Origin of the sequence: Kordia sp. SMS9 (assembly GCF_003352465.1) — a bacterium.
In the GTDB taxonomy this organism is placed as follows: domain Bacteria; phylum Bacteroidota; class Bacteroidia; order Flavobacteriales; family Flavobacteriaceae; genus Kordia.
On record NZ_CP031153.1, the window covers coordinates 2,413,213 to 2,438,148 of the forward strand.

Genomic DNA, 24,936 nt, shown 5'->3' on the forward strand with positions numbered 1-24,936 from the left:
TTTATGGTTGAAAAATGAGTTCAGCAAAATCAACCGAAAATAAAGTATCTTTACAAGATATTTAGTTGATAGATAAAATCATACACTTTATCGAAATTCAACACAAAAAGGAAAATAAAAATTGCAGCCATCCAGAACCGTATATTTTCGTGGTTGTGTTGGTCGATTACTTCGAAACTATGGAAAAGTTAACGAAACAACAATTGCATAATCTCGCGATGAATATCGTAGGAAAAGAGTTAGAAGAAAAAGGATTTGAATTCTTGGCAGTCAACAGCAAACTCAACAAGCATCCACAATTTGTGTGTATTGATGCTAACAATAAAAAAAAGTTTGTGCTGGTCAAAGCAGTTAGCTATCCAGAAGATCCAAAAGAATATGATGCCATTTGGATGGAAACTTTCAAACAGCATGTAGAAAAATTTGAAGCTGAACTCTACTTTGCAGGTGTTGGACTCGGAAACGCCGATAATCCATTAGAAGAAGTAGTAAAAGACCAACCATACGTACTCGATTATGATGGTTTAATACAAATACTATAAAACACAAATGAAAGCAATTACATTTCCCCTATACTTATGTATAGCTTTTCTAACTACTTCTTGCGCTGAAAAACCCAAAGACTTGATGATGCATAAAAACCAAGGATTTGCACTTGGTAACACGTATAACATTCAATACGAAATTCACGACGAAAAAGAAGAGTATCAACAAGATATTGAAAATATTTTTCACGAAGTAAACACATCGATGTCTGCATACATTCCAACATCTGATATCTCCAGAATTAATAGAGGTGATAACAGTGTAGTTATTGATAAACATTTTCGTGAAGTGTATGATTTCTCAAGAGAAGTCTATGAAAAAACAGATGGCTTTTTCGATCCAAGTGTAGGTGCTTTGGTCAATGCTTGGGGATTTGGTCCTGAAAAACCAATCAACAACCTCACAAAACAACAAGTAGACAGCATTATGGCTTTTACAGGATTTGATAAAGTACGGATTTCTAAAGAAGGAAAAGTATATAAAGACAATCCGTCGTTAACTTTTGATTTCAATGCTTTGGGAAAAGGCTATGCAATTGATCTTATTGGTAAAATGTTTGATGAAAAAGGCATCAAAAACTATATCATTGAAGTTGGTGGAGAAATCTTAACGAAAGGGAAAAATATCAAACAAGTAAAAAAATGGGCAGTAGCTATTGATAGTCCCGTGCAGGAATCCAGCGAGCGTCAATACACAGAATACATTACGCTTGAAAACAAAGCAATGGCAACTTCTGGAAACTACCGAAAATACAGAGTTGATCCAGAAACGGGTGATCATTATGTACACATTCTAAATGCAAAAACCGGCTACCCAATGAAAAACAATGTATTGAGTGTTTTTGTAATTGCTGATAATTGTATAACAGCGGATGCGTACGCGACTGCGTTTATGGTAATGCCGTATGAAAAAACAAAAAAATTGCTCAGCGAGTTACAAGGAGTTGATGCTTACATTGTAAGTAAAGATCAATATGGAAACGTTCAAAAATATACGACAAATGGTTTTCAAAACGTAATCACTACGAAGTTTTAATTTTTTCACCAAAATAAGCATCTCCTCATTCACGGAGTTCGACGTAGAAAATCGTGAAGTTTAATATAAAGTACTGAAAATTTAAAATTTGTAAAATTGAGTTCAGTCGCAATTCAATTAAAATACATATTTCTATAGTATTATCCTAAGCTACGATCGGTATCTACTGATCATGTGCGACTGATATTTTTTGTAAGTTTCTTAAACTCATGTTACACCAATTTACACATAAAATGATGTTTATAAACTCGTTCATTTGGCAGTTTAGTTCTTTGCGAATACTTTCCGTAGCTACGGCTATACAAACCCTTCACAGCATCCTATACAGCCAAAGCAACTTCGTATCCAAAACACCATTTTAAATGTAAATTGGTGTTAATTAAGGTTTTTAACTACTAATGGTGTGGTTTTTATGATAGCAATCACTAAAATAGAAAGTAACTTTAGTGCATTATTAAAACACATATCATGAAAAAAAAGAACTTAAAACACAACGGACTTAGTTTAAACAAAAATGTAATCTCTAACTTTTCTACCAAAGAATTAAAAGGAGGAACATTTGGACTTTCAAATTTTGCAGACGCAGATACAAATTGTGGCGCACTTACGGGAACATGTCAAACAGCCTTAGGTTGTCCGTTCACAGACACTTGTCCACCAACAGAATTATGTATTCCTACAATATCTTGTCAGCCCAACGGAATCTGTTAAAAACAAAAAGAACATCAATTTACAAAACGATCCTTGATACTGTCAGGGATCGTTTTTTTAATAAAAAAATTTGTGAGCTACATGTTAAATAGGGTTTTAGTGTAAACTTAGTGTGGTTGTATGAGCAATAAAATCTTTTCAAGTTTTGTAATTTTAAAAGTGAACCATAAATTTAAAATATCATGAAAAAAAAGAATCTAAAACACAACGGATTAAACTTAAACAAGAATGTTGTTTCTAGTTTAGAATCGCAAAATGTAATGGGTGGAGCCACAAATTCCTGCTTGATTTTTGTCAATACAGATTGCGCGTATACGGCAGGATGTAACTTCACAAATGGCTGCCCGCAAACAAACGGATGCCAAACAAATGGCTGTCCGCCGCGAACAAATTTTGACTGCCCTTTCATCTCAGAGTCGTGTCCTGTGAATGGAATCTGTTAAAAATAGCAACAATACTAAAAACAGAAACGATCATTGGCAAGCGCTGATGATCGTTTTTTTATAAAAAAATACAGTTTAGAAACCCAAAAAGGACTTTCAGCAAAAAAAGTGGAAATCAGTTAGAAAAAATGGTAGTTTTGGTAGTTATAATAAAAAACCTTGATAAAAAACCTAATCCATCTTTTCGCATTACTCGTTTTTTGTAGCGTATATGGGCAACATCCTATCTACACACAATTCTCAGAAAAAGACGATCTGCCCGATATTGAATTCTACAATATGATGGAAGACAGTCAAGGTTTTATGTGGCTTGCCGCCGATAGAGGATTTTACAGATACGACGGAAATCAATTCAAACTATTTACAAACAAAGAAAAAAGAGGACTATCAGTTTTTGAACCAAAAGAAGATCACTTAGGACGTGTTTGGTGCTGTAATATAACGGGACAATTCTTCTATGTAGAAAATGATAAACTTGTTACGTTTATAGACTTAGGAAAAAAAATAAGATGGCAACTTGGGAGTTTTCTTGTCACAAAAAAATATTTGATTGTATTTACCGTTCAAGACGTTTATAAAATTTCATTAGAAACGAAAAAAATTGAAAAAAGTGTCAATCTAACCAGTAGATCCCTTGGAAATCCTTACCAATTTGAAGATAAAATATACGTAACTGCTAACAATAGTATCTTACTGTTAGATTTGGAATTAAACGTACTCAACAAAATTACTTCGGAAATAATTGAAGATGATTTGGCAAATAGAGTTGTCGGAAAAACAACCATTTCTGGCTATAAAGGACGTATGTATTTGAACTTTACAGATAGTAGTAAACAATCAAACCTGTACATATTTGATATAAACTCTGGGCAATATGACAAAGTGATACTAGAAGAAGAATTGCAAAAAAGTCATATTGTATCTATCAGCTTTTATGAAGATATCATGTTTTTTTGCACCTACAGCGGACTTTGGTTGTATGAAGTACAAACTGATGGTAGCATTCGTTATAAAAATAGGTATTTCAAAAACCAATATGCCTCCAAAATACATGTAGATAAAAGTAAAAATTACTGGGTTACTACTTTGCGGAATGGTGTTTTTGTCATTCCAAATATCCACAACTATACGTACGACTTTCCCAATGGAATAGAGGATTTTAAATGTATAGAAAAAATAAATGAGGATGTGTTTTTTTACGGAACATCCGATGGAAAAGCTGGGTTTTACAATATGAAAACCAATACGATTGATAAAATTCCGTTACAAGGCAATACCGCAGTAACGGCTGCATCTTTCGATAAGAAACAACAGTTGTTATACATAAGTCAACAAAACAGTGCTACCATTTATAACTTACAAACAAAAACATCTAAAAATAGTGTTGTGTTTGTAAACAGTCGTACCATTTCGTACTTAGATGCCAATACATACTTCTTTACCAATTATCGTGGCGCAATGAAAGTAAAAGACGATAAAGAAGTATTGCGTATAGGAAAGTTACGCGCGTATTTAGGTTTTTATGACAGTAGTAGTAAAAATAGTTATGTTTCGTATGTAGACGATTTAATGAAGTACGACTCCGAGTTCAACGGAAAAAAAATTCGTTACCAAGGAAAAGGAATCAACGCTACGGGAATTACAAGAACCGACAACGGAATTATTTGGGTTTCTACCTTTAAAGATGGTATATACGGAATTAAAAATGATAGCATCATTGCAAGTTACACTACTAAAAACGGCTTGGTTTCTAACTTTACACAAAAAATAAAAGGCTACAAAAATGAACTTTGGATCGTTACGAACAAAGGAATTCAATTATTAGACATTGAAACGAAAACACTTAAAACGTTGACAAAAAGTGATGGAATTAGCACCTATCTAATCAGTGGAATTATTCCTTTTAAAAACAATGTGGTCTTCGCAACCAACAAAGGGATATTTTCAATTGATCGCAAAACGGTATTCAACAGAAGAGCCAAACCCGAAATTTACTTTACAGGCATTCAAATTAATGAAAAAGACACCTTACTGCAAGAAATGTATGAATTGCCACATTCTCAAAATGCTGTAAAACTAAGCTTCAATTCAAACGGTTTTCGATCTAAAGAACACATTCGTTACAAAAGTAGATTGCTGGGCTTTAATGACGATTGGATTCCTGTTGACGAAGGAATCGACTTTGTCAAATACAACAGTTTGCCTGTCGGAAACTACACGTTTCAAGTAAAAGCGACGTCTAGCTCTTTGGCAGGCGAATCGGAAGTGGCTTCCATCAACATAGCCATCAAAAGCCCATTTTGGAAACGCCCTTTGTTTGTATTAAGTGCGGTGCTTGCAAGTTTATTTCTTGTCATTATTTACTACAGAAACCTTCTAAAAAAGCGCGAAAAACAAAAAAACAAAGAACTCGAAAAATTGGAGCAAGAGCGCGAATTGGTATTTCTAAAACTAGAAAACTTACGCTCACAAATGAATCCGCATTTTATCTTCAATGCGTTGAATTCGATTCAAGAATACATCATTCTCAACAAAAAAAACCTAGCTAGTGATTACTTGGGGAAATTTGCCGATTTAATTCGTACCTATCTCAATCATAGTAACAAAGGTGTCATTTCTTTGCAAGATGAAATTGATTGCTTGGAAATGTATTTAGAATTGGAAGAATTACGCTTTGAAGACAAACTCAACTATACCATTCAAATAGACAAAGAAGTAGATCCAGAAGCGATTTCGATTCCTACAATGCTCATTCAGCCGTATGTTGAAAATGCACTAAAACACGGTTTATTACACAAAAAAGACAACAGAGAATTACGTGTTACGCTTGAAGCATCTCACAAAAACGACACCATTACCTGTGTTATTGAAGACAATGGCGTTGGACGCGAAAAAGCATTGGCAATCAAGTTGAAAAAAGACAAAATGCACAAATCGTTTGGAACACAAGCCACACAAGATCGCTTGGACTTACTCAATTACGGAAAAGAAAAGCAAATAGGCGTTTCCATTGAAGATTTACACGATCAAACAACACAACAACCAAAAGGAACAAAGGTGATCATCACAATTCCAATCACAAAAATAAAAAGCAAGCGATGAAAGTAATAATCATAGATGACGAACGAAAAGCAAGAAGCTTACTGCATGTTTTAATAGATGAAAACTGTCCTAAAATCACAGAAATATTTGAAGCAGAAGACTTGCTTTCGGGTGTGGAACTCATCAAAAAAGAACAACCACAAATTGTATTTCTCGACATAGAAATGCCAGAACACTCTGGGTTGGAAATTATGAACTTTCTTGACAAAGAAACGCTCAACTTCGAAATCATCTTTACAACGGCGTATAGCGAATATGCCATCAAAGCATTTCAACTTTCTGCTATTGATTACTTGCTAAAACCAGTGCGCGCTACACAAATACAAGAAGCGGTGGAAAAAGCACTCAAACACATTGGGAAATCACAAATAAATCACAAGCTAGAAGAACTCAAAAAAAGTCTGGCTTCGTCCAATTTCAATAAAATCGGATTGCCGTTTTCGGATGGTTTCAAATTTGTAAACTTCAACGAAATCATCTTGCTAGAAGCAGACGGCATGTACACAAAAATTACCACAATCAACGAATCGGAAATCTTAGTCAGCAAACCACTCAAACACTTTGTATCTTTACTCGAAAACATAAAAGCCTTCTACAAACCACATCGTTCGTATCTTATCAATCTCAAATACATCAAAGAATACATCAAAAAAGATGGCGGTTACATTGTGATGGACAACAACGAAACAGTTTCGATCTCTAAAGACAAAAAAGAAGAATTTCTAGCCATTGTTCAAAACATAGGATAATTTATTTTGAAAGAAAAAACACCGACAAACGCTCGATAAATCCGCGAAAAACCATTCTCAAAAAATACTAAAAAACGTTTAGCAGTTCAAAAAGCACTTTCAGAAGATGAAATAACATATATACAAGTAGCGAGATACTTTTGCCTTTGTAAACTATAAACTATATACCTAATGAAGACAAAAGTATTTTCCCTATTTCTCTTTGTGTTTAGTATTTCGCATGCGCAAGTTCCTATTAGCGGACTTACGCATGAATACCTCTTTACAAATGGAAGTTACAACACTACTGTGGGTTCTGATAATTTAACGCAATCTGGTGGAACCATAACCACAGTAGCCGATCGTAATGGCGCGCCTGTAAATGCACTAGCACTCAACAACTCATTTCTATTTACACCACAACTCGCTTCTGGTTTTAGAGTTTCGGTTAGCTTTTGGATCAAAACAAATACAAACGATACTTTTGATCGTGCCATCATTGATTATCACGAACGTGTAGCAAGAATTCCAACAGGTACGGAAACAGGTTTTTTTCTAACCTTAGATGAAGGGAAAATTGATTTGACAGCAAACTATCAATATGGATATAACTTCATGCAAGTTTCCGAAACGACTTTCTTTACAGGAACACATGGTTTTCGAAGCAATGCTTCTGTTGGAGATAATAACTGGCATCACATCACACTCACCATAGATACTGGCGCTTCAGGCGGAAACATCTTCTATCAATACAACTTATACATTGATGGCGTTTTAGACAATACATTAACAAGAACAAGTACGCCACCTGCACAAGCAGGACAAATATACGCCATACTATTTCCGAATGAACGTGTAACTATAGGAAACAACAAAAATGGGAACCTAATTGCCGATCGTGTATACGGAGATGCTATTGATGACATTCGTTGGTACAACAGAACACTAAATCTGTCAGAAGTAAACCAGCTTCTCAATGATGCGGATAGCTGTATTCCAACACAACTTACCGCAACAAACATACAATCGAGTACAGTTGATTTGTCTTGGACCGCAATACCCGATCAAACCGCTTGGGATGTTTCATACACAACACCTGGCGGCGATCCAAGTACGGGAACAATTGTTTCCAATGTAGGTGCAAGTCCGTATACGCTTTCAGGGTTGCAACCGACAACGGCGTATGACATCTATGTGCGAAGTACGTGTAATGGAGTGTTATCGGGTTGGTCAACTGTCGCTTCCATCACAACGACGGCAGTTCAAGAAAGAATCTATGTAGACATTGATGCAACAGGTGCTAATGATGGTTCTAGTTGGGCAAATGCGTACACAGACTTAACGGATGCACTCACAGGAATTACTACAGGAACAGAACGTACTATATGGATTGCAGACGGAACGTACACACCAACCACCGCAAATGCAGATCCGAGAACAGCAACATTTACCATTCCAACACTCGTAAAAATATATGGCGGATTTATCGGAACAGAAACAATGCTGTCGCAACGAAATCCAGCTATAAACATTGCAAAACTTAGTGGAGATGCACTTGGAAATGACAACGGAACAATTACGGTGACCGAAAGTACACGTGCTGATAACTTATATCATGTAGTATCGCTAAGAGAAGACATGACAGATGTACTCATTGACGGAATTACCATTGCAGACGGAAATGCCTCAGGAGGCGGAACATTTACAGGACCAGTAGCAAACCGAATCAACAACGGAACTGGCGGAGCTGTATATGTGGCGTTGGCAAACAATTTAGACAGGGCAGAAGCTATATTTAACAACTGTATTTTAGAAAATAACTCAGGGCAAAACGGAGCTGTTTTCGGAACCTACGTGCAAAACTCAGGTGTTTCTGTAAGTTACAATATAGACTTTACAAACTCTAAAATACGCTCCAATTATGGAAGTCTAGGATCTGTAGTGCAATATTACGGATTAAATGGAGGAACCATTTCAGGTAAAATTGTAAACTGTCTATTCACAGACAATACAACGCCTGTTTCACGAAATACAAGTTCGTGTATATGGATTGCACGTTTAAATGGTGTTGCAAGTGTAGTACAGTTAGACATCATCAATTCAACATTCACAAACAATTCAGCGCAAAGCGGACAAGTAATCACAACTACGGGCGCACCAGAATTATCGAACATCAATAACTCAATCATTTACGGAAACGGAAGTACTACGCCACTTGATTTTAACACAGCACCATTTCCAGGTGTCAACAACTCTATTGTAGAAGGTGGACAAGAAGGCGGCATCAATCTCGATCCTTTATTTACAAGTGCAACCGATTTTACATTACAACTCGCTTCGCCAGCAATTAACGCAGGGAATAACACTTATTTACCTGTAGATATCACCGAAGATATTGATGGAAATCAACGTATTTTTGACACTACTGTAGATATGGGAGCGTATGAATTTAATGCAAGCTGTGGCGAATTTTTCAATGTAACACTTACGCCAAGTCCAACTATTGCAACAGAAGCGACACTAACTTGGAATCATCCGTTTGATGCTAATGATACATTTGATCTTGTATATGTGGTGAGTGGAATGCCAATAGGGAACGGAACTGCCATCAATGGAATCTCAGGAAACACGCAGTTACTTACAGGATTAAGTGCAGGGTTTTACGACGTGTATTTACGAGCAGACTGTTCAGGAAGTCCAAGTACGTTTGAGTTACACACGGTAGGATTCAAAGTGCCAATCTTCGTAAACGTAAATGCTACAGGAGCAAATAACGGAAGCAATTGGACAAACGCATACACTTCGCTAGAAACAGCTTTGTCAGTTGCAAGTAATGAAGATGTATTGTGGGTTGCAGCAGGAACGTACAAACCCGCAGGAACAAGTCGTTTAAACTCATTCAACATCACAAATGACAATCTAACGATTTACGGAGGATTCAACGGAACGGAAACACAACTTTTAGAACGTGATTTCAGTACGAATGAAACGATCCTTTCGGGAGACTTGAATGATGATGATACTGTACTAACATTCAATGGAGGCGGACGTAATGAAAACTTATATCATGTTGTTGAGGTAACAGGACAAAATGTTACTATTGACGGACTCGTAATTTCTGGTGGACAAGCAACGGCAACTTCAGGAGATGATCGTCTTGGCGCAGGAATTTACAAAGACACTGGTGTTAATAATTTAGTCATTACAAACAGTAAACTTCGAGAAAATGTAGCCCTTGGTGGTTCTGCAATATTTGCGCGTTGTGCTAATGGAGAAATACTAACGGTAACCAACAGTATATTCAATGACAACTTGGGTACGTATGCCGCAGGATTATATACCATCAATGGTAACAATGATAGTTATACAGTTACACTAGCCAACAGTGTATTCTATAACAATGTCACAAGAGATTCAGGAACGAGTCAAGGATTTACAGGAAGTTCAGCTTGGTTGCGCGCCAACGGAACAAGTAGTTCACTAACATCAACTGTAACCAACTGTACATTTGCAGACAATACAGACATTGGAACACGCGCATCCACAAACAGAGGAACATTCAGTGCCAGTCGTTCTATCAATGGCGGAACACATTCTTTGACGATGTCCAACTCTATATTCTACGGAAACAGAGGCACAAGTAATGTCGTTACGCGCGCCATTACGAACGGACATACAATAGCTGTAACTTCATTAACGGTTAACAATGTTATTGCTGAGAGTACAACAGGTTTATCAGGAACCAATATTACAAGTGCAAACCCTATGTTTGTAGATGATGCCAATGCAGATTATTCCTTAGCAGCAGGCTCACCAGCAATCAACGCAGGAAACAACGCCAATGTAATTGGTACTACAGATGTAGCAAACAACAATCGTATAGAAGGAACAACGGTAGACATTGGCGCGTATGAATTTGCGGCTTCACTATCGGTAGCTCTAAGAGTATTTTTGCAAGGTGCAATGTTAGGTGCAAGTACGAGTATGATGAATGACAATTTAAGATCAGGAAGCCACTTGCCAACAACATCTCCATACACCGATGGAGCCACTTGTGATGCTGCGGTTTTTACAGTAACAGGCAATGATGCTATTGTAGATTGGATTTGGGTAGAATTAAGAGATGCAACCACAAATACAACAATCATAGCATCGCAATCAGCATTGCTACAAAGTGATGGCGATATAGTTGGAGTTGATGGAATTTCGGCACTAGTCTTTAATCAAACTGCGGGCAACTATTACATCGTACTAAAACACAGAAATCATTTAGGTGTTATGACAAACAATACAATAAGTTTAAGTGGAGTTGCCACCGTGGTAGATTTTACAGATGCCAACAATCAAATCACTTTTGGAAGCAATGCGCAAACTACGTTCGGAATGCCAAGTGGTGTTGTAGCTATGTGGGCAGGAAATGTAAATGGTGATAACATCGTACAATATTCAGGGACTACACCAGATGCGCCTAGTATTCTATCAGAAGTATTAAATGATCCAGGGAACTTCCTTAATTTTCCAACATACGCTTTAGCAGGCTACAATGTACATGATATAAATATGGATGGTAGCACACAATACACTGGAACAACACCAGATACACCTTTCATTTTACAAAATGTATTGGCGCATCCAGGGAATTTCTTAAACTTTAGTACCTACCAAATTCTAGAGCAATTACCATAAAACGAAACACGAATGATTACATTCAGTATAAAAACAATAAGGTGATATTCTCTGTGGGAATGGAATAACACTTCCGTAGAAAGGACACAGATTACCAAACGTTTTACCAGGCAATAACTTATAGTTTACATTATTGCGCAAATCCTGCAAGTTTTCATGCTTGTAGGATTTTTTTTGTTTTTAGCAGTTCAAAACTAACTTTCAGAAACTCACTCGTTATTTCTGTGAACACAAGTAGTAGTTTTAGGTCATAGTAATTAATCGAACGTTTTAAACATACGATCAAACCGTTTGATGAATAGCCAAAACACGATCGGATTGAAAAACGGCTTCAATTCGATCGTTCATTCAAATAAACATTTCAGAAACTCAGAACTGCATTTCGGAAAATGCCTCAAGTTTTCGCTTCAGATCTGTTATATATTTACTACCGAAACAAAAAATAGAAGCTTTTATGAAACTAACAATCATTATCATTAGTTTACTTTCGGTACTTTCATTCTCATCAATCTCAGAAACGACTACAACCGCAGAAGAAACTACCGAAGAAATCTACGGAAGTAGTTTTAAACTCATCAACGATACAAAAAGTAAAGTTTCTATCTACACAGGAAGTGGCTATGTTTCCTTAAACAAAGGAGGCAAAACAAGCATTTCTTGTAAAATTGGCAAAACGGTGCATTGGGCAAGTAAAGGAAAAAAAGGCGACGTCATCTTCAAAATCACAAGTGATATGTGTGGCGAAACCATCAAACTTTCCAAAATGGTGGATTAAACCGTTGTTATTCCAACGAATATTCTGCAACTAATTTTACAAAATCCAACGAACTAATCATGCCTTTTATTTTCCCTTCATGCATGGCAATTATATGATGTACCTTATGTCTAAGCATCATTTTAGCGGCCGATTGAGCGCTAGAATCTATATGAACAACATGAACGCTTGTGTAGGTCATTATATCTTTCACCGTTGTATTGTCATGCACTTCTTTATTAATATCTGTGGCAGTGACAATGCCTCTAATAATCATTTCAACTTGAGCTGAATCTTCGGAATACGAAATAATTGGAATTGCATGAATTCCGTTCTCTTTCATAAGAGTTCTAATTTCTTGAACACTACTTTCTTCTGTCGCAGTAGTAACTGGAGACGACATAAAATCTTTTACTTGTATTCGCATAACGAGTGTTTTTTAGGTTAGTGATACCAATTTTATAGTTAAATTGGTATGATAATATATAAACAGTAGCTTTCAACGCTTTGACTATTATCAAAAATATGAATATAGGTTCATTCGGGATATGATAAAAATCATATTATGAATATCAGAATTTTTAGAAATTGTACTATCAAAAAATAGATGCGCATTCACAAAACAACTTAAGAAAATGAACTTTACATCTGAACATTTCAAAAAAGCAAAAACAAGAAATGATCTTATTAGTCTGGCAAAAGAACATGACATTTCAATTTCCAAAACCTTGAACAAGTTAAAATATGAAGCCGAGTTAGTCATGTTACAAGCTGAATTTGTGAATCTTCAAAAATGGATAGCAAAGAAAAAAATGAGAGTTGTTGTACTATTTGAAGGGAGAGATGCTGCGGGAAAAGGCGGATCAATAAAACGATTTAAAGAGCACTTAAACCCAAGAACATCAAGAGTTGTAGCATTGACGAAACCAACGGAGGTTGAGAAAGGACAATGGTACTTTAGGCGATATATAAAAGTGTTGCCAAACCCTGGAGAAATTGTATTTTTTGATAGAAGCTGGTATAACCGAGCAGTTGTAGAACCTGTAATGGATTTTTGTACCAAAGACGAATACAATAAATTTATTGTACAAGTTCCTGAATTTGAACATTTACTCTATGAAGATAATTTAATAATCATCAAATTTTGGTTTTCTATTTCTAAAGAAGAACAAAAAAAGAGGTTTGATGCGCGATTAAGTAATCCGTTGAAAAAATGGAAATTCAGTCCCGTAGATGTCAAAGGACAAGAACTTTGGGAAAAATATACGTACTATAAAGAACAGATGTTTAGCAAAACCCATACAAATTTTAGTCCTTGGATTATTGTGAAAACGAATGACAAAAAGCAGGCAAGACTAGAAAGCATGCGGTATGTGCTATCACAGTTTGACTATGATGGAAAAGGAGAATCAAAAGTGTCGCTGCTGCCTGATCCAAATGTGATTATGAGATATCACAGAAGTGCCATTCAAATAGATATGTAAAACCAAAACAACACACAAGATGAAATTAACGGAGGAAGAAATAATGCTTCTGAATTCTAAAATTGGATTGCATACACTTTTGAAAAACAAAAAAGTAAACATTCCTAAAGTTTTAGAAGAAGTAAAATATATCAATCACCTAAAAAGTCAACAAGAAGAATTAATAAAACTTCAAAATTGGGTGATAAGAGAAAATAAAAAGGTAGTCATTCTATTTGAAGGTAGAGATGCTGCGGGAAAAGGTGGTGCCATACGACGAATTACAGAATATATAAACCCTAGACACTTTAAAATAGTTGCGCTCAACATTCCGACTAGCGACGAAAGAAAACAATGGTTTTTTCAACGCTATATTAATGAGTTGCCCAAGCCAGGAGAAATCGTATTCTTTGATAGAAGTTGGTACAATAGAGCCGTCGTGGAGCCTGTAAATAACTTTTGTACGGAAAAAGAATATGAAATTTTCATGACGCAAGTCAATAGTTTTGAGAAAATGCTCATTCAATCTGATACCTATCTCATTAAATTCTATTTCTCCATCTCAAAAAAAGAACAAGCAAAACGTTTCAGAGAAATAAAAGCGAGTCCTTTAAAGCGTTGGAAAATGTCTCCTGTTGATGAAAAAGCCCAAGCGTTGTGGGATGAATATACATTGTATAAAGAGAAAATGTTTGAAGTTACAAATACGAAACATGCACCTTGGACAATCATTGATGCCAACAAAAAATCACCGGCTCGGTTACAAGCCATTGAACATATCTTAGCAACAATTCCGTATTAAAATAAAGTTTACTACTAAGGCTTTAAAAAGCTCAACGGAAAAAAAGTTAAAATAACAGGAAAAGAAACAATCGTAAATGGTTTGGAAAAAGATGATGACATCATCAAACAAGGACGCTCAAAGGATATCATTCATATCAAATCACCAAAAATAGAAATCATTACGGATTGATAAATCTCAATACTAACTCTTAAAACAAACTGGAATAATTTCCCCTTCCATCAAGCAATATTCTTCCAGTTCTTCAGGTGTGAAATGTGCTGTATAATCTTCTTCTTTTACCGTAAATCCAACACTTCGGAGTTTATCAAAATAATCGAGTCCGTACACGCGCACATGATCATACTGACCAAAGATTTTGGTGCGTTCCTTTTTATCCGTAACCGAATCGTCTTCAAAAGTAATGTCGCGCTCTAAATCTTGTGGAATTTGTAAAATCGCCATTCCGCCAGGTCTCAACACACGATGCAGCTCTTGCATCGCTTTCGTATCGTCAGGAATATGTTCCAATACATGATTGCACAAAATCGTGTCAAACGAATCGTCTTCAAAAGGCAAATCGCAAATATCAGCTTTCACATCTGCCAAGGGCGAAAACAAATCTGTCGTCGTATACTCTAAATTTTCCTGATGGCGAAAACGCTTGTAAAATGCTTGCTCAGGCGCAAAATGCAATACTTTTTGAGGTTTGGTAAAGAAATCGGTTTCACGCTGTAAATACAACCACAACAACCGATGGCGTTCTAGTGAAAAGGTACTGGGCGACAAGGCATTTTCTCGATTCACTGCATATCCGTACGACAAAAACGATCGAAAACGTTGACCATCAATCGGATCTGTGTAATTTTTTCCCTTCAAAGTAAATGCAATAATTGGACGAATCCAATAACTCATCTTAATTAAAAGCGGTCTTGGAATCGTATTCAATATATATTTAAAGAGTTTTTTCACTTGTAAAAAGTCTACTATGCTTGTCTAAATTCGTCTTCTTCGTCACTTTCAATGCCTAAAGCATCATAGATATATTTAAACGTAGACAATAACTCTGGTTTTCCGTTTACTAAAGCTACATCGTGTTCAAAATGTGCACTTGGTTTACCATCTTTCGTCAAAACTGTCCAACCATCACGCAAAAACTTAATTTCTTTAACACCCATATTAATCATCGGTTCAATAGCGACCACCATGCCTTCTACAAACTTCTTTCCGCGTCCGCGACGTCCGTAATTTGGCATGTTAGGATCTTCGTGCATTTTTCGCCCCAATCCGTGGCCTACCAATTCGCGAACTACGCCATAACCGTGTGCTTCACAATATTTTTGAATCGCAAAACCAACATCGCCTACACGATTGCCTGCTTTAAACTCGCGAATTCCAACATACAAGGATTCTTTCGTTACTTTCAACAACTTTTCTGTCTCAGGATCAATTTCTCCCACAGGAAACGTATACGCATGATCGCCGTAAAACTCATTCTTAATTGCGCCGCAATCAATAGAGATAATATCGCCTTCTTGCAATGGTGTATTGTTCGGAATTCCGTGTACTACTTGTGCGTTTGGACTCATGCAAAGTGTATTTGGAAAATTGTACAAGCCTAAAAAGCCAGGAATAGCATCATGATCGCGAATAAATGCTTCCGCCAAGGTATCTAAATGTAAAGAGGTAACGCCAGGTTTAATTTCGCTGGCTAACATTCCCAAAGTTTTGGAAACAACTAACGCACTCTCGCGCATCAATTCAATTTCTTCTCGTGTTTTCGGTTTGATCATTTCTTTAGAAAGGAAAACAATCCTTTTTTCTTTTTTAAATTTTCGTTTGGCAATTCGTTGGTAAGGAGTTGATATACTTTTCCCCAACCTATAAATCCGCCAATATTTCTATCGTCAATAAAATAGTCTGCGTTGATTTTTCGACTTATTTTTCCTTCAAAAACTTCTTCTGGATAACTGTTATTTACGGCGTAAAAGTCGATGCCATTTTCTTTGCAAAATTTTACAGCTTCCTCCAACTTTCGTCCGCTTCTGTACGTCCATAAAATCAAGCGATGTCCATCGTGTTCCAGTCTTTTCAATGTTTCAAAAGCAAAGATTTTCGGAGCCCCAATTTTAGGATACGCATCGTCTACAATAGTACCATCAAAATCTACAGCAATTAGTAAGCTTTCTTTCACAATCATTCCACTTCCTATTTTGTAACTGCAAAGCTACAAAGAATTCGGGGATTACTCTGCATACGTATGTTTGTAGTCTTCTCCAGATAAAATACTGAGCATATCTTTTTCCAAAGAAGTTACGGGCGATTCCACAATTCGGTTGAGTTCTTTTCCGTCTTTATAAAAGATAAACGTGGGCACGTTGGTAATGTCAAAACCATCTTCTAAATGTTCAGGTGTGACTTTATCTTCATCAACCGTGATCAATTCTACGTCGTTTTCGGGAATGCTTATCAAATCTAAAATTTTGTAAAACTGTGGGACTTCGCGTTGACTGTCTTCACACCAAGTTCCCATAAATATTTTCACATTTACATCTGCCAACAACGGTTGCACTTTTTCTGCCGTTTCCATATCTACCGAATAAGTTGCATACGTGGGCGCAAACCAACTGTCATACGGTTCAGCAGCAATGACTTTCCGTGTTTGCACACCTGTAATGATCGGTAGTTCTTCTTCCTCTTCATCAATCACTTCTTTGGTGATTGTGACTTCTTTTTTTTCGTCCGTTTTTTCTGTTGAATTCGTCTTTTTTTCGTCTTTACACGCAAAAAATGCCAATGCAATAATAATATAGAGTGTTTTTTTCATCAGATTAGTGATTTTTGTGTCATTAATTCAGGTTGCGGTAATCCGATCATTTCTAAGATTGTTGGTGCAATATCGCCCAAAACTCCGTCTTTTATCTGTTTGATGTCTTCGTCTACCAAAATAATTGGTACAGGATTCGTCGTGTGCGCGGTGTTTGGACTTCCATCCGGATTGATCATGGTATCGCAATTTCCATGATCGGCAATAACTATTGTGCTATAACCGTGTTTTTGCGCCGTTTCAATAATGGCTTTGGCACATTCGTCCACCACTTCACAGGCTTTTACTGCTGCGGCAAAATCTCCTGTATGTCCTACCATGTCTGGATTGGCAAAGTTTAAGCACACAAAATCTGCCACTTCTTTTTCGAGTTCTGGAATAATTTTATCGCGAATATCATACGCGCTCATTTCTGGTTGTAAATCGTATGTTGCTACTTTTGGTGACGGACATAATAAACGTTCTTCACCTTCAAAAGGCGTTTCTTGTCCACCGTTGAAAAAGAACGTTACATGCGGATATTTTTCTGTTTCTGCAATACGAATTTGTTGCTTTCCATGTTTCGCCAAGACTTCTCCAAGTGTATCTTTTATATTTTCTTTATTGAATACGACATGCACGTTCTTGTACGAAGCGTCGTAATTGGTCAAGGTTACATAATAGAGTGGAAGTGGCTTCATGTCAAACTCAGGAAACGCTTGTTGCGATAATACTTCTGTCAATTCACGCCCACGATCGGTTCTAAAGTTAAAAAAGATCACGACGTCATCTGCTTGAATCTTTGCAATGGGTTGATTATTTTCGTCAGTCATGACAATCGGTTGGATGAATTCATCCGTCACATCCGCATCGTAACTCTCTTGAATACTTTGTGTAGCATTTGAACTCAGTTTTCCTTCTCCGTGAACCAATGCGTTGTAGGCTAATTGCACACGTTCCCAGCGTTTATCTCTGTCCATCGCATAATAACGACCAGTAATAGTGGCAATTTTGGCGTTTGCCTTGCGGCAGAATGTTTCTGTTCGTGCAATAAAGTCTTTCCCCGATTTCGGATCCACATCTCTACCATCGGTAAACGCATGTACAAATACATTTTGCAAATCATAACTGCTAGCTAAATTCACCAAACCTTCCAAATGATTGATATGCGAATGCACACCACCATCAGAAACCAATCCTAAAAAGTGAACCGCTTTGTTGTGGTCTTTTGCGTGTTGCAAGGCATCTTTTAGTACAATTTCGTCTTTGAGTGTATCGTTCTGAATTGCCAAGTTAATCTTTGCCAAATCTTGATACACAATGCGTCCTGCACCTAAATTCATGTGTCCAACTTCACTATTTCCCATCTGTCCTTCGGGCAAACCGACATTCATTCCGTCTGTTAACAAATTGGCGTTTGGATAGGTTGTATACAAACTATTGATAAAGGGAACATTGGCATTGGCAATGGCAGAAACTTTCGGATCTGGCGATTTTCCCCATCCATCTAAAATCATTAATATGACTTTCTTATTCATGCGAGATAAATTTTAAAAAAATAAAAATAAGTCTATTTGCCTTTATTACACAATGCAAATTCAAAAAAGGTTCTTTTTTTATAAAGGTTTATCAAATTCACAGTAAAAGACTGTTTTTTCTGTAAAAGCGTCAAACTTATATTATTAAGGAATTCTTAAAAATATCAGTACAAAATCTTAATCATTTTCCAACTTTTAAGAGTGCTTTAACATATTTAATAGTGAATGGTTAAGAAAGTGTTATAATTGAAATGTTGTTGCAACATTTTTTGTTGGCTGTCGTCTCTTAGATGTGATTAAAAATTAAAAATCACGAATTCATCAATTAATAAAACAACAACATTATGAGAAAAACAATCTTTATGATCGCTCTTATAGTAGGAGCATCATTCACTACGGCTAACGCAACTGAAACAAACAACGAATCCACAACAACAAATTACAAAGTGACAGCGACAAGCATTACAAAAGTAAATTCTTTCTGTATTGCCATTGCAAAAGGTGACTTTGACACCGTTAAAAAAATGATTGAATTTGGCGAAAATGTAAACAAAGTATCTAACGGAAAAACACCGTTAATGTATGCAGCTCGTTACAATAGAGTAGAAATTATCAATTTGTTGCTACAAAATGGTGCGGAAGTAGATGTTAAAGACAAAGACGGACGCAAAGCAATCGATTATGCAAAAATTTCAAAAGCATTAGGCGCTAAAAAAGTTTTAGAGAACGCTTCAAAATAAATACTGAATTAGTTACACCTAAAAGTAAAGCCGTTTCGTAAGTGAAACGGCTTTTTTTATGGAGTTTTTGTATTATCGTGGCCATTTTTGACATTGATTGTTACCGTAACATCTTGTAACATTAATAGTTTCTGCCGGACACTGATTTGTGAATCCTGGAATTCCACCAGTTACCACAGTTTTATTCAAAATACTTACTTGCTTTTTGTGTAATTGTAAAGAACTTTTCTTTTTTTTCATGATTGTTTCCTTATAAAGTTAATAGAATAGAAAGATACAGAGAAAAGTCAAAGCACAATTACTGTTTTACCGTCGTTTGTGGTAATGTTGAAGCATTCACTTCGATTCCGCTCAGTGTGAATGGTTTTCTTTTTTAAAAGTATAAAAGCTACGATAAAAGTTCAGGATTGATATCGAGAATGTTTTCTTTGATATATGAGTTGATAAATGTTTCGTTAAAATGCTCACTTCCCATCAGTTTTTCTGCTTGCAGCATCGCTTTGATGTCTAGTTTTTGATATTCCTTTAACATTGGAATGGAAAGTGGCGCATAACTGTAATGCCAAGGTTCATATTTGAAACCTTTTCGATGCGCATCATCAGTGTATACGATATGAAAATCGTAGGTATTTGCATGTTGTTCTAACCATTCGCGAAGTTTGCAAAATGGGCCATCGCCGTGAAACTTTTTCGGCACCAACACATCACCGCTATAGCTGCTATTTTTATCAATAATGTCAATATCCGTTCCCCAATGATGTCGCGAAGTTCCTGGAATGGTAGAATACGTAATGATTTTTTTTATGGCATTTATAGGCGATAAACCTTGTTTGGTAAAGCGTTTGTATTTGCGTTCCCAAATTCGGTTTTGGTGTGCATAATTTCGGTAACTTGATACAACATGAATGTCAATTCCTTCTTTGGCAGCCGCAGCGCGCATTTTCACAAAAGCATCATACGCTTCTTTTCGGATGGAAAAACCGTTGCCAAAAACTGTGGGATTTCCTTTGCCAATCAATTCTAACGGATCTATTTTTTGATGATTGAATGCCATGCTTGGGAAACTGTGTAAGGCAACAGCGCCCAATCCGAGTAACTTTGTGAAGTCTTTTCTATTCAAGAGAAAGTGATTTTAATAATTTATCAAACGAAAGATAGTAAATTTTTGATGTCCCATTGCTGCCAGTATTCATAACTTCTTTTAATTTTTCAAGTGACATATTTTTGTATGAAGATTGAATGGTAGTTTTTTCACTCGTAAAGAAAAAATATTGCCGATCAAACGTTACAAACGGACAGTAATCTATTTGATCAGAATTGATAAGTTTCCCTAAATGAACCGCTTCTTTCCATGTTCCGTTTTCGCGAAAACTTAGATACAAATCTCCACGACCTAAACTGCCTTTTCTGCCATAAGAGCCAAAAATAATGAAGGATTCATCTGGACTTACGTACGCATTGTATTCGTAGGTTTTTGTGTTAACGCCAGTACCTAAACTCAGAGGTGTTTGATAGTTTCCGTTGGTAAAAGCACTTTTATAAATATCTTCTTTTCCTTTCGCATCAGCGCGTTCCGCAGTAAAATAAATAGTGCCGTTATTCGCAATGGAAGGATAATATTCGTTTTTATCCGTGTTGATAGTTTCTGGCAATCGCGTTGGATTTTTCCAGGTTCCGTTTTCTTTATTCACAACCCACAAATCGTAATCTTTCTTAGGAACGGTTTCATCTCCAATAGGACGTTTGGATGCAAAAAAGAGCTGTTTCCCATCAGGAGAAAATGCAGGTTCAATATCATGATACTTTCCAGAAAAAGCAGCAATCGTAAATTCCGTCCACTGTCCATTCACTTTTTTAGACGTTAGAATGGTTCTAAAAGTGTTTTTTGGCGCATCTAATGTGAAGAAAATTTCGTCATAATTTGGTGAAATTGCCATATCGCGCACATTGATATTTTTAAATTCAGGTAAGTCTATAAAAACTTTCGGTGTCGCTATATTTTTTTCAAAAGGAATGGAAGCTTGTTTTTGTGCGATTAATTGTGTGCTAGCCAACACTAGAAAAAAGATCATTTTTTTCATGAGGGAAATTGTTTTGATGGAGGATTGATTGTGAAAAAGTACTCTTTTTACCTTTTTAGTAACGTTAAAAAGTAGTTAATCTTTACTCGATAATCGAGATTTAAAATGCTCCAGCACTTGCGTCGAAATGTTTTTTTAGTTGTTTCGGCTGAATACTTCTTAGGCTTACCCAGAAGTAGTTGACTTCGATAAGGATTTTTTCATGACAAAATGCAAGCCAATTTTCGGAATATTGAAAGGTTTGGCAAACTTTTCATAGCCAAGTTTTTCGTAAAACTGAACTGCGATTTCGCGAGCGTTCATCCAAATAAGTGTTCCGCCACGAGCGAGAATCATTGTTTCAGCTTTTTTTACCAATGCATCACCAATGCCACGTTTTTGAAAGTTGGACAAAACCGCCATGCCACGCAATTGAAAAGCAGTGTCAATTTGTAGTGCTGCATGATTATTTTTCATCAAGGTAACTACGCCTACCAACTGTTGATCAATATAATATCCTAAATGAAATGTAGTTGGCAAGTCATCACCTGAAAAATGGCAAGATTCTATCGGTTTTCCTTCGCGTAATACAGGATGACGTACGTTAAAAGCAATCGTTGCCGTAATTTCTTTAATACTAAAATGAGAACTTTTCATAGTCAAAAAATTGTACGATTCTTCAAAAGTATCACTAATTTGGGAGTTGAGTTTTATAGAAATAAATTAATTTTACACAAAAAATATCCTATGGAGATTAATTTCAAGCAGCTACATAGAGAAGAAGCGCATCAAATTTTACCCTATTTAGATCGTATGAATGCACAAAAAGTTCCGATGGATTTGCTCACGGAACGTTTTGACGAAATGTTGTCACAAAATTATGAAGCATTCGCTATTTACGATCACGATCAACTCATTGGTTGTTTTGGATTGTGGTATATGACGCGTCATTATTGTGGAAAAAGCTTTGAGCCCGATCATGTATATATTGAAGAAGCGTATCGGAGCAAAGGTATTGGTGCCGATCTTTTTCAATGGATTGAAGCCTATGGGAAACAAAAAGGTGTCACTGCTATTGAATTGAACACCTATGTAGAAAACTTCCCATCACATAAGTTCTATTATAATCAGGGATTTGTGGCGCGAGGTTACCATTTTTTGAAAAAAATCTAAAAAAACATTTGGAAAGAGAATTGTTATTTTTCTATATTTGCATCCGCTAATGCGAGAGTAGCTCAGTTGGTAGAGCGTCAGCCTTCCAAGCTGAATGTCGCCGGTTCGAACCCGGTCTCTCGCTCTACAAAAGCCGATTCAGATGAATCGGCTTTTTTTATGGAAATATAATTTCGGATCCTGTCGATAGTTCAACAGGTGTTTTGTCTTGTTCAAAAATTCGAGCACTGTGCGGACCTTCTAACGTAGTTTGATCGCCTTTGACGCGAATCCAGCTTCCTTCTCTAATGCCCACTACAGGCAACGAATTAAATTTATGAAATTCTTTAATGCGTGTTTCACGAGTTTCGCCCATGTGCGTACTGCCTTCTATCGGATCTAAATAATGTGGATTGATGTTGAAAGGAATTACACCTAAGGTTTTAAAACTTGGCGGATATATAATTGGCATATCGTTTGTGGTTTGCATAGTCAATCCGCAAATATTACTTCCTGCACTGGTTCCTAAATACGGTGTTCCGTTAAAAATAGCTTCTCGTAATGGCTGTATCACTTGATACACATACAATTGAGAAACCAATAAAAATGTATTGCCGCCACCTGTAAAAATTGCTTTTGCATCGGCAATAGCTTCAGCGGGATTTTCAAATTCGTGAATGCCGCGAACGGTTTTGTTAATCTTCGCAAAGGCTTTTCCGATAGCAGTCGTATATGCATCATGGGTAATTCCTCCTGGACGTGCGTATGGGATAAATAAAATTTCTTCCGTATCTTTATAAAAGATGGAAAGTTCGTCAAGCAAATATGCTAACGGATCGCTTCCGTGAACAGTGGACGTACTGGCAATGATGAGGTTTTTCATAAAAGATAAATTCTAAGTGTAAAAATAATCATTAAAAGGTTTTAACAAAAGTTTAATGTCCATTGGCATTTTTTTAAGGACAAAAAGTAAGTTCTTTATATTATAAAAAAAGAATACCGTTTAACCAACAATAACCATAGCTATGAAACCAACATTACTCTTATTTTCTTTACTCTTTTCCACCATAATGCTTGCGCAAGATGCAGAACGTAACATATTGCGTGGTGCCGTTGTGTACAGAGACGTTAAAGTAACAGGTGTGAATATTGTCAATAATACCACCAGTAAAGGAACAACCACTAACAAGAAAGGTGAATTTGAAATTTTAGCCAAAAAAGATGATATTTTAATCTTTTCTTCGGTTCAATATACCATTAAGGAAATTGTAATTACGGATAAAATTATTGAGAACAATCGTTTGGTGGTTGAGGTGAAAGAAAAAGTAGAAGCTTTAGACGAAGTCGTAATTAGTCCAGAAAATAGAGATAAATTCCTTGATTTTCAAGAAGAAGAAATTGTAAAATACAAAGATTATCAATTTGCAGACGACCGGTATTCGGAAGTGCGGAATGAAGCGTTGAGCCAAATGGAGTTTCGAGGTGCCAATGTGCTTGGCTTAGTAGGAATGTTGGTAAATGCCATTTTTAAAGGCAGTGGGAAAAATAAAGAAAAGCCAAAAGCTATTTATGAACGCACTAGTTTTAATGAAGTTCGCTATCGCTATAAAGACGAATTTTTTACAGATAACTTAGGAATTCCAGAAGATAAAATTAGTGCCTTTTTATATTATTGTGACGATCAAATGCCTTCTGAAGATATTTTCTTAGAAAAAAATGAGTTCTTAATGATCGATTTTATGGTAAAACACAGCAAAGAATACCTCAATTTGAAAGAAACCAAAAATTAAAAAATAGCATTCAAGCAAAATTTTTAAAAATGGAATGCTTTTTGGATATCTTTGTGACAATACGATAAACGTCAATTAATTTCATGAAAATTCAACGATTCCTTTTACTATTCCTACTAGTTCCGTTGTTTGCATTTACGACAGCGCATAAGTTTTATGTGAGTGTGACTACTATAGAACATAGCAAACCCGACAAAGCGTTGCAAATTACTACGCGGATTTTCATTGACGATTTTCAGCGTGTATTGGAAGAACGCTACGGTCTTCAAGAGGAATTAACAGTTGAAAAAAATCCAGAAGTTGTGGAAGGTTTCATGCGAAAATATTTGACCAAAAAAATCAAGATTTGGGTGAATGGAGAAATAAAAGCCATCAATTTTATTGGAAAAAAATACGAAGACGATGTAACGGTGTGTTATCTTGAAATAGAAGATATTGAACGTGTGCAATCGCTCGAAATTGAAAATGGATTATTGTACGAAATAGAAGAAGATCAACAGAATTTGGTGCATGTAAAAATCAATAATTCACGGAAAAGTTTATTATTAGTGAAGGAAAACGATAAAGGTTTGTTAAAATTTTAACAACAAAATTTGAAAAT

25 protein-coding genes and 1 tRNA gene are annotated in these 24,936 nt (G+C 36.1%); 15 read left to right on the top strand and 11 right to left on the bottom strand.

Features of this window, described 5'->3' with window-relative positions:
- Nucleotides 1-179 precede the first annotated feature (179 nt).
- From KORDIASMS9_RS10475 to KORDIASMS9_RS10510, 8 genes are all read left to right on the top strand, one after another.
- Nucleotides 180-542, top strand: coding sequence for a Na(+)-translocating NADH-quinone reductase subunit F (locus KORDIASMS9_RS10475; RefSeq protein ID WP_240321172.1), 363 nt, complete (start codon nt 180-182; stop codon nt 540-542).
- Nucleotides 543-549: 7 nt separating this feature from the next.
- Nucleotides 550-1,581, top strand: coding sequence for an FAD:protein FMN transferase (locus KORDIASMS9_RS10480; protein WP_240321173.1), 1,032 nt, complete (start codon nt 550-552; stop codon nt 1,579-1,581).
- Between the two features lie 468 nt (nt 1,582-2,049).
- Nucleotides 2,050-2,292 (top strand): hypothetical protein, encoded by a 243-nt coding sequence (locus tag KORDIASMS9_RS10485; RefSeq protein ID WP_114902797.1) that lies wholly within the window; start codon nt 2,050-2,052, stop codon nt 2,290-2,292.
- 182 nt (nt 2,293-2,474) lie between these two features.
- Complete coding sequence (locus KORDIASMS9_RS23220) at nt 2,475-2,735, top strand: hypothetical protein (protein ID WP_162819875.1); 261 nt, start codon at nt 2,475-2,477, stop codon at nt 2,733-2,735.
- Between the two features lie 159 nt (nt 2,736-2,894).
- Nucleotides 2,895-5,837, top strand: coding sequence for a histidine kinase (locus KORDIASMS9_RS10495; protein WP_162819876.1), 2,943 nt, complete (start codon nt 2,895-2,897; stop codon nt 5,835-5,837).
- Complete coding sequence (locus KORDIASMS9_RS10500; protein WP_114902800.1) at nt 5,834-6,586, top strand: LytTR family DNA-binding domain-containing protein; 753 nt, start codon at nt 5,834-5,836, stop codon at nt 6,584-6,586. The genes KORDIASMS9_RS10495 and KORDIASMS9_RS10500 overlap by 4 nt, the downstream gene beginning before the upstream one ends.
- Nucleotides 6,587-6,757: 171 nt before the next feature.
- Nucleotides 6,758-11,251, top strand: a complete 4,494-nt coding sequence (locus KORDIASMS9_RS10505; protein WP_114902801.1) for a choice-of-anchor Q domain-containing protein — start codon at nt 6,758-6,760, stop codon at nt 11,249-11,251.
- A 454-nt stretch (nt 11,252-11,705) separates the two neighbouring features.
- Nucleotides 11,706-12,026, top strand: coding sequence for a hypothetical protein (locus KORDIASMS9_RS10510; protein ID WP_114902802.1), 321 nt, complete (start codon nt 11,706-11,708; stop codon nt 12,024-12,026).
- Nucleotides 12,027-12,033: 7 nt separating this feature from the next.
- Here KORDIASMS9_RS10510 and KORDIASMS9_RS10515 read toward each other — a convergent pair whose 3' ends face one another.
- On the bottom strand, nt 12,034-12,432 hold the full coding sequence (locus tag KORDIASMS9_RS10515) for a cyclic nucleotide-binding/CBS domain-containing protein (RefSeq protein WP_114902803.1): 399 nt from the start codon (nt 12,430-12,432) through the stop codon (nt 12,034-12,036).
- Between the two features lie 208 nt (nt 12,433-12,640).
- Here KORDIASMS9_RS10515 and ppk2 (KORDIASMS9_RS10520) point away from each other — a divergent pair, with 208 nt between their 5' ends.
- Both ppk2 (KORDIASMS9_RS10520) and ppk2 (KORDIASMS9_RS10525) read left to right on the top strand, forming a co-directional pair.
- Nucleotides 12,641-13,489, top strand: a complete 849-nt coding sequence (gene ppk2, locus KORDIASMS9_RS10520; RefSeq protein WP_114902804.1) for a polyphosphate kinase 2 — start codon at nt 12,641-12,643, stop codon at nt 13,487-13,489.
- A gap of 19 nt (nt 13,490-13,508) precedes the next feature.
- A complete protein-coding gene (gene ppk2 / locus KORDIASMS9_RS10525) occupies nt 13,509-14,270 on the top strand; it encodes a polyphosphate kinase 2 (protein ID WP_114902805.1) in 762 nt (253 codons plus the stop codon).
- 183 nt (nt 14,271-14,453) lie between these two features.
- Here ppk2 (KORDIASMS9_RS10525) and KORDIASMS9_RS10530 read toward each other — a convergent pair whose 3' ends face one another.
- From KORDIASMS9_RS10530 to gpmI, 5 genes are read right to left on the bottom strand one after another with little or no spacing between them, the layout of a single operon-like run.
- A complete protein-coding gene (locus KORDIASMS9_RS10530; RefSeq protein ID WP_114902806.1) occupies nt 14,454-15,221 on the bottom strand; it encodes a class I SAM-dependent methyltransferase in 768 nt (255 codons plus the stop codon).
- 14 nt (nt 15,222-15,235) lie between these two features.
- Nucleotides 15,236-16,042, bottom strand: coding sequence for a type I methionyl aminopeptidase (gene map / locus KORDIASMS9_RS10535; RefSeq protein ID WP_114902807.1), 807 nt, complete (start codon nt 16,040-16,042; stop codon nt 15,236-15,238).
- A complete protein-coding gene (locus KORDIASMS9_RS10540) occupies nt 16,039-16,449 on the bottom strand; it encodes a BT0820 family HAD-type phosphatase (protein ID WP_114902808.1) in 411 nt (136 codons plus the stop codon). The genes map and KORDIASMS9_RS10540 overlap by 4 nt, the downstream gene beginning before the upstream one ends.
- A gap of 45 nt (nt 16,450-16,494) precedes the next feature.
- Nucleotides 16,495-17,076: a thioredoxin family protein gene (locus tag KORDIASMS9_RS10545; RefSeq protein ID WP_114902809.1), complete on the bottom strand. Its 582-nt coding sequence runs from the start codon at nt 17,074-17,076 to the stop codon at nt 16,495-16,497.
- Nucleotides 17,076-18,593, bottom strand: coding sequence for a 2,3-bisphosphoglycerate-independent phosphoglycerate mutase (gpmI, locus tag KORDIASMS9_RS10550; RefSeq protein WP_114902810.1), 1,518 nt, complete (start codon nt 18,591-18,593; stop codon nt 17,076-17,078). The genes KORDIASMS9_RS10545 and gpmI overlap by 1 nt, the downstream gene beginning before the upstream one ends.
- 344 nt (nt 18,594-18,937) lie before the next feature.
- Between gpmI and KORDIASMS9_RS10555 the strand changes: the two genes are divergently transcribed.
- The gene (locus KORDIASMS9_RS10555) at nt 18,938-19,333 is read left to right on the top strand and encodes an ankyrin repeat domain-containing protein (protein WP_114902811.1); all 396 of its coding nucleotides are present in this window, start codon (nt 18,938-18,940) and stop codon (nt 19,331-19,333) included.
- Nucleotides 19,334-19,405: 72 nt separating this feature from the next.
- On the opposite strand, the gene KORDIASMS9_RS23225 is transcribed toward KORDIASMS9_RS10555, so the two are convergent.
- The 4 genes from KORDIASMS9_RS23225 to KORDIASMS9_RS10570 form a co-directional block, all read right to left on the bottom strand.
- Nucleotides 19,406-19,573, bottom strand: coding sequence for a hypothetical protein (locus KORDIASMS9_RS23225; RefSeq protein WP_162819877.1), 168 nt, complete (start codon nt 19,571-19,573; stop codon nt 19,406-19,408).
- A 148-nt stretch (nt 19,574-19,721) separates the two neighbouring features.
- On the bottom strand, nt 19,722-20,453 hold the full coding sequence (locus KORDIASMS9_RS10560) for a M15 family metallopeptidase (protein ID WP_114902812.1): 732 nt from the start codon (nt 20,451-20,453) through the stop codon (nt 19,722-19,724).
- Nucleotides 20,446-21,414: a PD40 domain-containing protein gene (locus KORDIASMS9_RS10565; protein WP_114902813.1), complete on the bottom strand. Its 969-nt coding sequence runs from the start codon at nt 21,412-21,414 to the stop codon at nt 20,446-20,448. The genes KORDIASMS9_RS10560 and KORDIASMS9_RS10565 overlap by 8 nt, the downstream gene beginning before the upstream one ends.
- 165 nt (nt 21,415-21,579) lie before the next feature.
- A complete protein-coding gene (locus tag KORDIASMS9_RS10570) occupies nt 21,580-22,050 on the bottom strand; it encodes a GNAT family N-acetyltransferase (RefSeq protein WP_114902814.1) in 471 nt (156 codons plus the stop codon).
- Nucleotides 22,051-22,140: 90 nt separating this feature from the next.
- Between KORDIASMS9_RS10570 and KORDIASMS9_RS10575 the strand changes: the two genes are divergently transcribed.
- Together KORDIASMS9_RS10575 and KORDIASMS9_RS10580 are read left to right on the top strand one after the other, a co-directional pair.
- Complete coding sequence (locus KORDIASMS9_RS10575; protein WP_114905212.1) at nt 22,141-22,566, top strand: GNAT family N-acetyltransferase; 426 nt, start codon at nt 22,141-22,143, stop codon at nt 22,564-22,566.
- Between the two features lie 51 nt (nt 22,567-22,617).
- Nucleotides 22,618-22,690: transfer RNA gene (locus tag KORDIASMS9_RS10580), tRNA-Gly, on the top strand.
- Between the two features lie 33 nt (nt 22,691-22,723).
- On the opposite strand, the gene pepE is transcribed toward KORDIASMS9_RS10580, so the two are convergent.
- Nucleotides 22,724-23,428 carry a dipeptidase PepE gene (gene pepE / locus KORDIASMS9_RS10585; protein ID WP_114902815.1) on the bottom strand — a complete coding sequence of 235 codons (705 nt, stop codon included), beginning with the start codon at nt 23,426-23,428 and terminating at the stop codon, nt 22,724-22,726.
- Nucleotides 23,429-23,570: 142 nt separating this feature from the next.
- Here pepE and KORDIASMS9_RS10590 point away from each other — a divergent pair, with 142 nt between their 5' ends.
- On the top strand, nt 23,571-24,335 hold the full coding sequence (locus KORDIASMS9_RS10590) for a carboxypeptidase-like regulatory domain-containing protein (RefSeq protein WP_114902816.1): 765 nt from the start codon (nt 23,571-23,573) through the stop codon (nt 24,333-24,335).
- 83 nt (nt 24,336-24,418) lie between these two features.
- Nucleotides 24,419-24,919 carry a DUF6702 family protein gene (locus tag KORDIASMS9_RS10595; protein WP_114902817.1) on the top strand — a complete coding sequence of 167 codons (501 nt, stop codon included), beginning with the start codon at nt 24,419-24,421 and terminating at the stop codon, nt 24,917-24,919.
- The last annotated feature ends 17 nt before the right edge of the window (nt 24,920-24,936 follow it).